This is a genomic window from Gallicola sp. Sow4_E12 (assembly GCF_052116305.1).
Taxonomy (GTDB): domain Bacteria; phylum Bacillota; class Clostridia; order Tissierellales; family Peptoniphilaceae; genus JBQKLI01.
This window is the reverse complement of record NZ_JBQKLI010000002.1, coordinates 33927-46562: the sequence shown is the minus strand read 5'-3', so window position 1 is coordinate 46562 and position 12636 is coordinate 33927. Positions and strand designations below refer to the sequence as shown.

The following is a 12636-nucleotide window of genomic DNA, read 5'->3' as shown; positions in this document are numbered from 1 at the left end:
CTTGAAATATGATATACTAAAATACTGATATTGTTCAGTAAAGGAGGATACTATGTTTAAGACTAGAAAAGGCGACACTCTTATTATTCGTTTGGAGAAGGGTGAAGAGCTTGTAGAAAGTATTATAAATATTTGCGAAGAAGAAAAAATAAAGACAGGTATCGTTTCGGGTATCGGAGCTTGCGGGGAAATTGAAATAGGATACTTTAATACAGATAACAAAGAATATTTTTCAAAACAATTTGAAGGACATTTAGAAATTGTATCTCTTTCTGGGAATTTCAGCCATATGAAAAGGGAACCTTATGGGCATTTCCATATGGCTTTTTCCGATGAAGATTTAAATCTCCATGGAGGGCATTTAAATTCTGCGGTTATTTCAGCAACAGGAGAGATTTTTATCCAAGCAGTGGATGTGGAAGTGGATCGTGATTTTAGCGAAGAAATCGGATTGAACCTCATGGAATTTCGAGGTGAATAATGTGAAGACCATTGGTATATCAGGATCGGTCATGGAAGGTGAATTCAGTCCAATATTAACAGTAAGGGAAACCTATCTGAATGCACTTAATGTTAATGGATTTGCACCTATATTATTTCCCATATTAGAATGTACGGATTGGATGGATGATATTTTAGACCGAATTGACGGGGTTGTGATTCAAGGCGGCATCGATGTATCTCCGTTAACTTATGGAGAAAATCCAACCCTTGAAAGTCTTGATTTTCATCTTACGAGAGACCAGTTTGAATTAAAACTAATTGAAAAGTCTTTAGAGAGAAAGATACCCATTTTAGGGATCTGCAGAGGGCTTCAGATTATAAATGTCTATTTCGGGGGAACTCTTCATCAGCATCTTTCCTTGGAAGATGCGGCGGTGATTCATCATCGAAATAGAGAAATAAAAGAAACCAAACATTTTATCACAACGAAAGAAGGAAGCATTGCAAGACGATGTTTAGGGGAAAGGCCGATTGTAAATTCCATTCATCATCAAGGGATTAAGGATCTTGGCAGAGATCTTATAGCCACCTCCTATGCCGACGATCAGTTAATAGAATCTATAGAGTACAAAGGAGAGGGATACCTTCATGGTGTACAGTTCCATCCGGAACAGATGACGGGAGATGGGGCAAAAAGAATTTTCAATGATTTTTTCGAAGAGGTGAAGAAATATCATGAGTAAGTTTATAGGAATTTTATGCTGGTCGGATATTATCTGCGGATTAAAATATCAAAGTATTAATACAGCTTTTTCAGAAATGATTGAAAGGGCAGGGGCCGTTCCCATAGTTTTCCCTCAGATTGAAGAGATGGAAAAAGTAAATCACTATCTCAATCTTGTAGATGGTATTTTGCTAATAGGAGGGTCTGATATCTCTCCTCATCTATATGGGGAAGATCCTCAGCGCTATCTTTGGGATACAAATCCAAGAAGAGACATTGTAGAAATGAATATTCTCAAGAGAGCGATGGAAAGAAAAGTGCCTATCCTTGCAATCTGCAGAGGGATGCAGCTTCTAAATGTGTATCTAGGCGGGGATCTTTATCAGGATATTTATGAACAGAAAGAAGATGTAATGGTTCATAGTTTCCGAGAAGATAAAAAAATTGCCTACTATCATAATATCTATATGGAAGAAGGCAGCCATATGGAGAAGATCTTTGGCAGGAAAACATTAGTCAACAGCTATCATCATCAAGCGATACGAAAACTGGCAGGAGATTTAAAAGCTACGGCACGTGCAGGTGACGGGATTATCGAAGCGGTAGAATATAAAAATGAGGATCAGTTTATTCTAGGAGTGCAGTTTCATCCAGAGCTTATTCAAGATAATTTAAAATTCAAAGATATTTATAAATATTTTGCGTCCAATCTATAGTAAAAGTTGAAAGCTTTTGAAAAGCTGTGTAAAATAGAATGAGGCTGTAATCCTTTTCCGATTGCAGTATTCTATTGAAAGGAAGTAGCTATTATGATCCTAGTTGAAAATAAATCAAAAAATCCGGCATACAACCATGCCCTTGAAGAGTACTTGCTGAGTACTGGCGAAGATGTTTTTATATTATGGCAAAATGAACCTACCGTTCTTGTGGGGCGCAATCAAAATGTATATAAGGAAGTAGATATCGAGTACTGCAATGATAAAGGAATCCACATCGTTAGAAGGCTTTCCGGAGGCGGTACGATCTATACAGATCTTGAGAATATGCAGTATACCTTCATAACAAGAGAGCAAGAAGGGGACTCCTTTAAATATTTTGCAGCTCCGATTATCAATGCTTTAAAAAAACTGAATATTAATGCAGAATTTACAGGCAGAAATGATATGGTTATCGATGGAAGAAAATTTTCTGGAAATGCCCAATATCATCAAGGCAATCGTGTTCTTCATCATGGAACGATTCTTTTTAGTGTAGATATGTATAATCTTCAGAATTGTCTAACGCCGAATAAGAAAAAGTTTGAAGGAAAAAATGTTTCTTCAGTAAAATCGAGAGTAGGGTTTTTAAAAGAATATACAGATAAAACGATTCAGGAATTTATGGATGTATTAGAAGAAGAAATCTGCAAAGAATATGGTATTATAGAAAGATACGATCCAAAAGATATTGAAGAACAGGTTTTAAAGATTCAAAAGGAGCGCTTTGAGTCGAAAGAATGGAATTTTGGACAAAATCCAAAGTTTTCAGTTGATATTATTGAAAAACATCCCTTTGGCCTTGTGGAATACGGAATCAATGTGTCTAAAGGAAGAATTAAAGAGATAAAAATCAACGGCGATTTTTTCGGCAGGAAAAATATCAGCGGCTTGGAAGACCTTTTAAGAGGACAGCTCTTTGAAATCAAAGAAATCACAAATGTATTGAGTCAAATAGATATAAACGATTATATTCAAGGGGCTCAGAAAGAAGATATTATTAATGACTTATTTCAGGAAGGTGAGGTATAAATATGGTTTTAAAGAAACCGGAGTGGATGAAAATTAAAGTACGCGGAAGCGGAAAGTTTATGGCGGTAGAAGATCTTTTATCCGACTTGAATTTAAATACAGTCTGTGTGGAAGCAAACTGTCCAAACAAAATGGAGTGTTACGAAAGAAAAACATCCACATTTATGATATTAGGCGCAAATTGTACAAGAAACTGCAAATACTGTAATGTAACATGCGCCCGTCCAGAGGAAGTAGATCCGAAAGAGCCAAGAAATTTAGCCACAGCTGTAGACCGTTTAAAACTAAAGCATGCTGTAGTGACTTCTGTAACACGAGATGATCTTGAAGATGAAGGAGCAAATCAATTTGCGGAAGTGATTCGTGAGATTCGTAAGCTTAACAGCGAAGTAACGGTAGAGGTGCTTATACCAGACCTTCATGCTAAAAAGGAACTTCTTGATATTATATTTGTAGAAAAACCGGAAGTTCTTAATCATAATATCGAAGCGGTAAGATCTATTTTTAAAACCGTCCGCCCTCAGGGGGATTATGAAAGAAGTCTTGATGTCTTAAAGCAGGCCAAAGAAAGCGGATTAGTAACTAAGTCTGGCTTTATGGTAGGGCTGGGAGAAACAAAAGAAGAAGTGTTTGAGACATTAGAAGATCTTCGTTCTGTTGATTGCGATATGGTAACGATAGGACAATATCTCCAGCCTACGAAAGAGCATTTTGAAGTACAAAGATATGTAACTCCAGAAGAATTTGACGAATACAAAGCAAGAGCTTATGAACTAGGGTTTAAACATGTAGCTTCAGGTCCTTTTGTCCGCAGCTCTTATCACGCACAAGCATTATAATATAAAAGAGAGTAGAAATACTCTCTTTTTTCGAGGTATAAATATGAATAATAAGATCAACTATCAGAAAAAATTAGATCAGCTGCTGGAAAGTATTGAAGGTACGCCAAAGCTGCTCCTTCACAGCTGCTGCGGTCCCTGTTCTTCTTATATATTGGAATACTTGACAGAGTATTTCGAGATCTTTATTTTGTATTATAATCCGAATATTTATCCGGAAAAAGAATATTGGAGAAGGCTGGAAGAGCAAAAGGATGTCATCGAAAAAATAGAAAAAACAAATCCTATTCATATGATCGAAGGGGAGTTTGAACCAAAAGATTTTTACGATTCGGTAAAAGGTCTGGAAGATTCTGGCGAAGGTTCCGAAAGATGTTTTTCATGCTACCGTTTTCGTTTAGAAGAAGCGGCAAAAAAAGGAAAAGAAAAGGGCTGTGATTATTTTACAACAACACTTTCTATTAGTCCTTATAAAAATGCCTCTAAACTCAACGAAATCGGTCAAGTCATGGAAGAAAAGTATAATATTAAATATCTCTATTCTGATTTTAAGAAAAAAGGCGGATATCAAAGATCTCTTGAATTATCGAGAGACTACGACTTATATCGGCAGGACTATTGCGGATGTGTTTTTTCAAAAAAAGAGAGAGACGAGAGAATAGAAAAGCGGTAGAACCGCTTTTTTATTTTTCAAGAATCAAGTTTTATGGGAAAGCAAGTTCCCTGTGTAAATAATTTGAAGAAATACAGGGCTTTGGTAAAATTATAGTAGTAACTCATGAGGATATAGATACATTTCAGGTACCGGGAATGTAAAAATAGTATAGAAGTCATGGGGAGAGATATGAAAGAAAAATTAAATCAGTATTTTAAAATCAAAGAAAGAAATTCATCATTTAGAACGGAAATCTTTGCAGGAATAACAAGTTTTATGACTATTGCCTATATATTGGCAGTTGTTCCGCTGAACTTGTCTGAGGTAGGTATGGATAGACAGTCTGTATTTACTGCAACCGTTGTCAGTTCGCTGATAGCAACCTTTCTTGTAGGTGTTGTAGGGAATTTTCCCTTTGCATTGGCACCGAGTTTAGGCATTAATTCCTTTTTCGCCTTTTCAATTATATTGGGTATGGGAAAAAGTGTGGAATTTGCCATCACAGCAAGTCTTATCTCTGGAATATTGCTTCTATTAATGACCATTTTTAAAATTAGAGAATTATTGTTTGATTTGATACCTGCATCTTTAAAATTAAGCATGGTAGCGGGGATCGGGTTTTTTATTACCTTTATTGGTTTGAAAAATGCCGGTATCGTAGAATCGGGCGGTGCTGTTTTAACACTAGGCCGATTAAATCAGCCCAGTGTTTATTTAGCCCTATTGGGAATCGTTTTACTAGGAATATTAGAATATAGAAAAGTAAAAGGCTCTTTTATTATTACAATTTTATCAGTATCCGTAATCGGAATCTTTTTTGGAGTCACAACGCTGCCGGAGGCAGTTGTCAGTCTGCCTCCTTCAATGGAACCGACTATGTTTCGATTTGAATCGATTGAAAATATATTAAGTGTGGAAATGGTTATCAGTGTTTTTACCTTTCTATTCGTTGTTATTTTTGATACGATAGGAACTTTGGCAGGTCTTGCTTCAAAGGCGGATCTTTTAGATGAAAACGGCAAGCTTCAACATATCAACCGTTCTTATTTGGCTGATTCTATCGGAAGTATTGCTTCTAGTATCTTTGGTACAAGCATGATCGGGACAACTGTCGAGTCGGCAGCTGGAATTAAGGAAGGAGGAAAGACAGGGTTAACTGCATTGGTAACGGCAATTATGCTGGGATTGGCACTGCTATTAAGTCCGATTTTCCTAGCCATCCCAAGTACTGCTACTACACCGGTATTAGTTCTGGTCGGATATTCTATGATGTCTGTCATTCAGGTGCTGGATTTTACCGATATTACAGAAGGACTGCCCGCGTTTTTAACGGTAATTATGATGCCATTAAGCTATTCTATAGCTGACGGGATTATGGTGGGAATATTAAGTTATACATTTTTGAAAATACTAACAGGGAAAACGAAGGAAGTATCCATTCCGATGATCGTACTTTCAGTCTTGTTTATCCTAAAAATTATATTTATATAAAAGGAGAAAAATATGAAAGCTTACAAAGGCAATATAATATTTACAAAAGATGCATCCGATTTTACGATTTATGAAGACAGCTATATTCTTGTTGAAGATGGAAAAGTAAAAGATATCGTAAAAGAAGAACCGGATTGCGAAGTAGAGGATTTTGGGGAGAAGCTAATCATACCTGCTTTCAACGATATACATATTCATGCTCCTCAGTTTACAAATTCCGGAATCGGATATGATGAAGAATTGATTCCATGGTTAAACAAATATACCTTCCCAACAGAGGCGAAGTATGCAGATCCAGAATTTGCGAGAAAAATCTATAAAAGATTTATTGAAATCTTGTGGAGATACGGTTCAATGAGATCCGTTGTATTCTCAAGTCTTCACAAAGAAGGAACGGAAATCCTTTTTGATTTGTTCAAAGAATCCGGTTTAGGCGCTTATATCGGCAAAGTAAATATGGATCGAAATTCAACAGAGGATTTAATAGAAACAACAGAAGATTCTTTAAAAGATACACGAGAAATTATCGAAAAATACAGAGATGAAAAACTAGTGAAGCCGATTATAACACCTCGGTTTGTCCCAAGCTGTACAAATGAGCTTATGGAAGGACTTCAGGAGATTATCAACGAAGAAAAACTTCCAGTACAGTCTCATCTTTCAGAGAATGTGGGAGAAGTAGAGTGGGTAAAAGAGCTTCATCCAGACAGCGAAAATTACGGTTCCGTATATGATAAATACGATATGTTCGGAACAACTCCAACGATTCAAGCACATTGTGTATATTGTACAGAAGAAGAGATGAAAATGATGGAAAAACAAGATGTCTATGTGGCACACTGCCCCACATCAAACCTTAATTTAATGAGCGGTCTTGCTCCGATCAAAGAATATTTAGAAAGAGATATAAAAGTAGGGCTAGGGACAGATGTTGCCGGCGGACATACATTTAATATGATGCAGGTTATCACTTCTGCAATACATGTGAGCAAGATGTACTGGTTATACGTTGATAAGAATAAAAGTCCTCTAACAACTTCAGAAGCTTTCTATATCGCAACAAAAGGCGGCGGGGAATTCTTTGGAAACGTGGGAAGCTTCGAAAAGGACTATGCCTTTGATGCTTTAGTAATCGATGATTCCGATCTAAAAGACTTGGATATTCCAGTAAAAGAAAGATTGGAAAAAGTAATTTATATGGGAGAAGACAAGCATATTATAAAAAGATTTGTAGAAGGAAACTTAATTGAAAAGCCCTTTAATTAATAAAAATTACCGATGTAGAAATACATCGGTTTTTTGTTGTGTTTTATTAGATAATATTAATAAATAAATAAATAAATAAATAAATAAAGAAAGTAAGAGTGATAGAGTGAAGTTGATGATGAAAAATGATAAAGACGCTCATTTTTCTGTTTATATCAGTAAACGGTTTTAAACATTCTTCTTAGAACTATTAAAGAGGATGATTATTAAACTAAAAAACTTAAAGTTATTTTTTATCTAGATCCTATCGAAATAAATAAGCTGCACCTAGCTGAGAGTATTTGAGTGAAAGGGTAGTGAAGCCAGTCGTAGGCTAAAAATACTCAATCCCTATTACTTCCTCTTAAATTCTACTCCCTATTTTTCCTCCCTAATCCCCTCTTGACATGTATGGCGTGTGATGGTACACTTAGGACAACGACAAATATTTTTTTACCATAGCTGTATGGTGATTTATGATACAAAGCATACATCTACAGTTGAAAGGAGGGGCCATGTATACACTTGATTTGCAGTCAGAGATACCGATTTATAAACAAATTGTGAAGCAGACAAAAGAGATGCTCATTCGAAAAGTGCTGCAGGATGGAGAGAAGATGCCGTCAATACGAGAACTCGCATCGATATTATCGATCAATCCGACTACAGTGGCGAAGGCATATGAAGAGTTGGAAAGAGAAGGGATACTAGTGAAAATTCAAGGAAGAGGCAGTTTTATTTCTTACGATGAACAGGATAAAGCCCTCAGAGTAGAAGAAAATTTAACACAGCTTGCTTCCATATTCAAAGAATTAAAATTATTAGGTTTTCAGAATAATGAAATAATTACCCAGATGAAAGACATACTTTCCACGCTGGATTAAGGAGGATGAAATGTATTTAGAAATAGAAGATTTATCGAAAAAAATAGGGAAACAGACCATTTTTGATCATGTTAGTTTCGCAGCGGAAAAATCCGACGTGATAGCCCTTATAGGAAGAAATGGATCAGGAAAAACGACATTGCTGCAAAATATAATGACGGTGATGACACCGGACAGCGGGGATGTTCTTATTGAAGAGAAAAGTGTATATGATAATCCAGGGCTTTTAGAAAAGATGGTTTTAGTTCCAGACCGCTTTGACTATTTTAAATTTACGAATCTTAAAAAAGTTATAGAATATTTCGCTATTCTTTATGACGGATTTGATCGAAAAAGGGCTATGGATGAATTCAATGATCTGGGAATCTCGATAGATAAGTCCATGAACACATTGTCAAAAGGACAGCTTACCTTAACGGCGATAATATTAAATCTATGTACTGGAGCAGAAATCATGCTTATCGATGAGCCTTATGATGGAATCGATGTAGTAAATCGAAAAAAAATTGATGAATTTATAGTCGAGATGGCGGATTCTGGTAAAGTTGTAATTGTCTCCTCTCATAATTTGGATAAATTAGAGATGATGGCTACAAAAACGGTCTATTTAGAAACGGGCAGATCTGGGATACTTTTAGATGAGCAAAAATTAAACCAGTATTATAAATATCAAATTGTTTATAAAGAAGAAGAAGGAATTGAGTTCGACAAAGAATCCGATGTGATCCTTCTTCAAAAAATCGGCAGAGTCGTGACGATACTAACTACAAGAAATCAAGCGCAGATGAACGGTTTTTTAAATAGTGATAAGGTGAGTCAATACGATATTCTTAAGTTAAAAACAGAAGACTTATTCTTCTGGGATCAGAAAAAAGGAGGAATCTAATGGTTAAATATTTTAAATTTTTATGGAAAAAGAATGCAGCTATTTTTACCATTATATTGTTAATGTCCTCGTTGATATATGGATTTGGTTCAAAATCTCAGGTAGATGATTTTATGGATAAAATTCATTCTAATATAGCGCAGATGGAGATTGCAAAAGAGGAACCGGAAAGATATCAGCAATATTATAATGCTCTATCAAGGAATCAATCAGAACTTACGAATGGAGAGGGAGACTATTTTAATCATTCTCCAGAAGAAGAAATTCAAAAAGAATTAGACTGGTATAATGAAAATAATACTAGATTAAAAAATGAAGCAAAAAAGAAGCCCTTTACATCAGAGAATTTAAAAGAATATAAAGAGAATGCGAGGGATTTCTTTAGAAATTATCCTGAGGCGGTCCCCTATATGGATATTGGTGGAAGTCTATCCTTCTTACCGGATGAGGATACTTATTTCCAACAGGAGAATTATACTTATGACGCAGCTTCTTACTATGAAAAGACTTTGGAATATAACAGCATTTACTTGGCTAAGAATCATTTCAATATGGCAATTTTTGCAATGGCGTTCTTAGGGATAATTTATGCAGTGTTTCTAACAAGTTTGGAGCATATGACAAAATATAAAATGTTTGAAGAAATGATACCTCTAGAGGGCAAAGTAAAGTATATGACGAAATTGGTTTTCGGTATAGTGTGGCTTGCATTTTACCTGATTTTAAATACGATCATTATGTTCGTATTAAGCAGTATGGCCACACAAGGAAGTATAGATATCAGTTCTTTAATACAAGGATATAGTCAGGCTGGACTCCAAGGAGTAATATGCTTTATTCTTGCGATGTTTGTAGGATCTTTTACAGGCAATATTGTAGGCCACGTAGCTGGAATGATTCCTCTGTCCATAGGATATCTATTCTTCAACAGCTTATACCCTCTTCAGGACACATTGTGGAGATTGATATTTTCAAATATTCAAAATATCGATACTAGATTCTACTATCCGATTATATCTCCCATCGCTTCAAGTACGATGGTGTTAAGCAGAAATCAACTCTTTGCAGCTCTTCTTCTTTCTCTTGCAGCAGCAATAGCGGGAGCTTGTTTATATAAAAAAGCAAAATATGAAGACAGCGGAAAGTTCTTCACCATTAAGTGGATCAATACATTGTATTATATCTTTGCAGTATGGACCTTTGCGTCGATTACAGCATTTATTTCCACGGGGATCGTAGAGGGAATCTTAACAGCTGTTGTATTTATTATATCTGTATTGTTTTTTGGATATATATTCCGATTCTTATTTAAGGTTCGTATCGGATTTTAATAGAGAGTTGGCAAGTACAAGAAAGATAAAAATATATATAAAAGCACAGAATCTAGTAGAAGAATCTGTGCTTTTTATTATTGTATATTGTCTTTTAATATTTCAACAATTTGTTTTGCCGCATCACCTTTTCCATAAATGAATTTTTGGAAATTTTGATTGTTTTCTTTTTTTACAGCTTCATAGATTTCAGAAGGTTCCACTAAAGTGTTGATACCGGCATCGGTAAGTTCTCTCCAAGAAGTATCCGGCATAATAATGACTGCTTCTTTGTTAGCGAAATAGGACTCTTTTTGATAGCCGCCGCTGTCGGTTATGGTTTTATAGCAGTATTTTGTAAGACCCATTAATTTAAGATAATCGATAGGCTCTAGAATAGTTATTCCTTCAAGAAGCGATTCGAAACCGAAGGTTTCAATTCTTTTTGCAGTTCTTGGGTGAATCGGCCAGACTACAGGAATTTCTTTCGATACTTTTTGCACTTGTTCGAGAATTGTTTTTAGTTTTTTTGGTTCGTCTACATTAAAATCCCGATGCATTGTCATAACGATATAGTTTTCTTTTTCCAAATTATATTTTTTGAGGAGGCTGTCATCAAAATGAGGTTCCATTTTTAAGAAGATATCATACATAACATCTCCTGTGAAGTAGACATTATCTGTAAGACCTTCTTTTTTAAGATTTGATATGCCTGTTTCGCTTGGAACAAAAAGAAAAGAGGAGATACGGTCTGTTAGTACTCGGTTCGTTTCTTCCGGCATATCCTTTGGTTCTTGTCTAAGACCTGCTTCTACATGGGCAACTTTGATTTTTAATTTCGAAGCTGCCAAGGCGCCTGCAAGGGTAGAGTCTGTATCTCCATAAAGAAGGACTGCGTCCGGCTTTTCTTCCATTAAGATTTTTTCAATCTCGATAAGCATTTCTCCAGTCATGGCACCATGGGTTTTTCCATTGATTCCTAAATTATAATCTGGCGTATCCATTCCAAGGATATCGAAGAAAATTCCAGACATGTTTTCATCATAATGCTGTCCTGTGTGAACGACGATTTCTTCCATTTCATCTTGTTTTTTTATTTCGGACTGAAGGATTGCTTCTTTTACAAATTGCGGTCTAGCGCCGACGATAGTCAATATTTTCATTTTTATCTCCTTGTTAAATCTTCAGCTACTTGTCTGCAGCGCGCTTCCCAGGTGTTTTCTCTTATAGCCTGATCCATATGTTCTACTTTCTCATCGATCTTAGAACGGTTTAAATTTATATGTTCAAAAAATGAGATTAATTTGTTCTCATCATAGGGGATTTCCCAGCCTATTTTATTTTCAGAGACAAATTCTCCTACTGCAGTCATATCTACAGATAGAATGGGTTTTTTATAACTCATATATTCGAAAAGCTTCACAGGCATCGCGAATTTCCTATATTCTCCCGGTTTAAAATAGATTAGAGAAATATGAGCGTTTTCGATATCTTCTTTGAATTCTGAGCCAGACTTATGTATAATGCGGATTCTATCGTTTAAGTAAGGCGAATATTTATCTTTGGATTTTTCCCATTCTTCTTTGCGGGTGCAGACAGTAAGCTTTAAGAAGGGCAGTTTTTTAACAACGGAGAACACCATCTCCATATCATAAACCTCGTCTAGTCCTCCAACGTAAAAGAGCCGCAGCTCTTTGTCATTGCTGTCCGGGATTTTTACCGCAGCTGAATTCGAGTATTGTGTTCCTGGAGGAAGAGAGGCGATAGGTCCTTTGAATTCCATAGGAAGGTAGTTCATCATTAATGTTGTAGGCAGATAGAAAACATCGATTAATTCTGGGTATTTTTTCAGATCATATCGATAATAATACTCGCTGACTTTCCTTTTAAAGGTAGAGAGTTCTTTTCGATTTTCGTTAAACAGCCAATAACAGTCTCTATAAAATAATCCGATAGGAATATTGTTTTTCTTTAAAAAACCCATAAAAGAGAAATCTAATTTGGGATAGGTAGGCAGATGATGAGATTCTGTTAATAGGGTAGGCATTGTGGAGCTTTCGCTATAACAGAAATCATATTTTTTTCCTTGCTTTATTTGTTCCTTGATATTGTCGATAGATTTCTTTCTTTCTTTACCATAACCCATGACTACGTCCACGTTATAGCCGATATTACGAAAGCCATCGAGCATTTTGAAGGGACGTATATGGGAGCCGGATTTTCTGTTTTTGTCCACAAAATAAGGGACATGAAAAATTATATTATTCATAATATACTCCTTGTAAAGGTTTGAGTTTATTATACCATAATTAAATATTCCAAGTATTTGGGTCTTGATAAAAATAAAGGGTATATAAAGTGTAGAAAACAA

The 12636-nt window shown here is 35.6% G+C and carries 13 protein-coding genes; 11 read left to right on the top strand and 2 right to left on the bottom strand.

The genetic code is table 11. The features are described from left to right. The first annotated feature begins 52 nt into the window (after window positions 1-52). The 11 genes from ACTQ46_RS01335 to ACTQ46_RS01285 all read left to right on the top strand — a co-directional run bounded on the left by ACTQ46_RS01335 (window position 53) and on the right by ACTQ46_RS01285 (window position 10286). Window positions 53-481, top strand: a complete 429-nt coding sequence (locus tag ACTQ46_RS01335) for a PPC domain-containing DNA-binding protein (RefSeq protein ID WP_441746894.1) — start codon at window positions 53-55, stop codon at window positions 479-481. A gap of 1 nt (window position 482) precedes the next feature. Beyond that, window positions 483-1187 carry a gamma-glutamyl-gamma-aminobutyrate hydrolase family protein gene (locus ACTQ46_RS01330; RefSeq protein ID WP_441746892.1) on the top strand — a complete coding sequence of 235 codons (705 nt, stop codon included), beginning with the start codon at window positions 483-485 and terminating at the stop codon, window positions 1185-1187. After that, window positions 1180-1884, top strand: coding sequence for a gamma-glutamyl-gamma-aminobutyrate hydrolase family protein (locus ACTQ46_RS01325; RefSeq protein WP_441746890.1), 705 nt, complete (start codon window positions 1180-1182; stop codon window positions 1882-1884). Before ACTQ46_RS01330 ends, ACTQ46_RS01325 begins: the two co-directional genes overlap by 8 nt. 93 nt (window positions 1885-1977) lie before the next feature. Then, on the top strand, window positions 1978-2955 hold the full coding sequence (locus tag ACTQ46_RS01320; protein ID WP_441746888.1) for a lipoate--protein ligase: 978 nt from the start codon (window positions 1978-1980) through the stop codon (window positions 2953-2955). 2 nt (window positions 2956-2957) lie between these two features. Beyond that, entirely contained in the window at window positions 2958-3794 is an 837-nt protein-coding gene (gene lipA, locus ACTQ46_RS01315; RefSeq protein ID WP_441746886.1) for a lipoyl synthase, read from the top strand. Window positions 3795-3837: 43 nt separating this feature from the next. Further along, entirely contained in the window at window positions 3838-4467 is a 630-nt protein-coding gene (locus tag ACTQ46_RS01310; RefSeq protein ID WP_441746884.1) for an epoxyqueuosine reductase QueH, read from the top strand. A gap of 171 nt (window positions 4468-4638) precedes the next feature. Next, the gene (locus ACTQ46_RS01305) at window positions 4639-5940 is read left to right on the top strand and encodes an NCS2 family permease (protein WP_441746882.1); all 1302 of its coding nucleotides are present in this window, start codon (window positions 4639-4641) and stop codon (window positions 5938-5940) included. 12 nt (window positions 5941-5952) lie between these two features. Next, window positions 5953-7206: an amidohydrolase family protein gene (locus ACTQ46_RS01300; protein ID WP_441746881.1), complete on the top strand. Its 1254-nt coding sequence runs from the start codon at window positions 5953-5955 to the stop codon at window positions 7204-7206. A 494-nt stretch (window positions 7207-7700) separates the two neighbouring features. Then, complete coding sequence (locus ACTQ46_RS01295) at window positions 7701-8069, top strand: GntR family transcriptional regulator (protein ID WP_441746880.1); 369 nt, start codon at window positions 7701-7703, stop codon at window positions 8067-8069. 10 nt (window positions 8070-8079) lie between these two features. Beyond that, a complete protein-coding gene (locus tag ACTQ46_RS01290; protein WP_441746878.1) occupies window positions 8080-8955 on the top strand; it encodes an ATP-binding cassette domain-containing protein in 876 nt (291 codons plus the stop codon). Then, window positions 8955-10286, top strand: a complete 1332-nt coding sequence (locus ACTQ46_RS01285; RefSeq protein ID WP_441746876.1) for a hypothetical protein — start codon at window positions 8955-8957, stop codon at window positions 10284-10286. Before ACTQ46_RS01290 ends, ACTQ46_RS01285 begins: the two co-directional genes overlap by 1 nt. Window positions 10287-10363: 77 nt before the next feature. On the opposite strand, the gene wecB is transcribed toward ACTQ46_RS01285, so the two are convergent. Beyond that, window positions 10364-11428: a non-hydrolyzing UDP-N-acetylglucosamine 2-epimerase gene (gene wecB / locus ACTQ46_RS01280; protein ID WP_441746874.1), complete on the bottom strand. Its 1065-nt coding sequence runs from the start codon at window positions 11426-11428 to the stop codon at window positions 10364-10366. A 2-nt stretch (window positions 11429-11430) separates the two neighbouring features. After that, complete coding sequence (locus ACTQ46_RS01275) at window positions 11431-12534, bottom strand: glycosyltransferase family 1 protein (RefSeq protein WP_441746873.1); 1104 nt, start codon at window positions 12532-12534, stop codon at window positions 11431-11433. Window positions 12535-12636 lie beyond the last annotated feature (102 nt).

Excerpts from the sequence above, each read along its gene's own strand:
- ACTQ46_RS01335 (WP_441746894.1), top strand. The coding sequence starts at position 53 with ATGTTTAAGACTAGAAAAGGCGACACTCTTATTATTCGTTTGGAGAAG.
- ACTQ46_RS01325 (WP_441746890.1), top strand. The coding sequence starts at position 1,180 with ATGAGTAAGTTTATAGGAATTTTATGCTGGTCGGATATTATCTGCGGA.
- ACTQ46_RS01320 (WP_441746888.1), top strand. The coding sequence starts at position 1,978 with ATGATCCTAGTTGAAAATAAATCAAAAAATCCGGCATACAACCATGCC.
- lipA (WP_441746886.1), top strand. The coding sequence starts at position 2,958 with ATGGTTTTAAAGAAACCGGAGTGGATGAAAATTAAAGTACGCGGAAGC.
- ACTQ46_RS01310 (WP_441746884.1), top strand. The coding sequence starts at position 3,838 with ATGAATAATAAGATCAACTATCAGAAAAAATTAGATCAGCTGCTGGAA.
- ACTQ46_RS01305 (WP_441746882.1), top strand. The coding sequence starts at position 4,639 with ATGAAAGAAAAATTAAATCAGTATTTTAAAATCAAAGAAAGAAATTCA.
- ACTQ46_RS01300 (WP_441746881.1), top strand. The coding sequence starts at position 5,953 with ATGAAAGCTTACAAAGGCAATATAATATTTACAAAAGATGCATCCGAT.
- ACTQ46_RS01295 (WP_441746880.1), top strand. The coding sequence starts at position 7,701 with ATGTATACACTTGATTTGCAGTCAGAGATACCGATTTATAAACAAATT.
- ACTQ46_RS01290 (WP_441746878.1), top strand. The coding sequence starts at position 8,080 with ATGTATTTAGAAATAGAAGATTTATCGAAAAAAATAGGGAAACAGACC.
- ACTQ46_RS01285 (WP_441746876.1), top strand. The coding sequence starts at position 8,955 with ATGGTTAAATATTTTAAATTTTTATGGAAAAAGAATGCAGCTATTTTT.
- wecB (WP_441746874.1), bottom strand. The coding sequence starts at position 11,428 with ATGAAAATATTGACTATCGTCGGCGCTAGACCGCAATTTGTAAAAGAA.
- ACTQ46_RS01275 (WP_441746873.1), bottom strand. The coding sequence starts at position 12,534 with ATGAATAATATAATTTTTCATGTCCCTTATTTTGTGGACAAAAACAGA.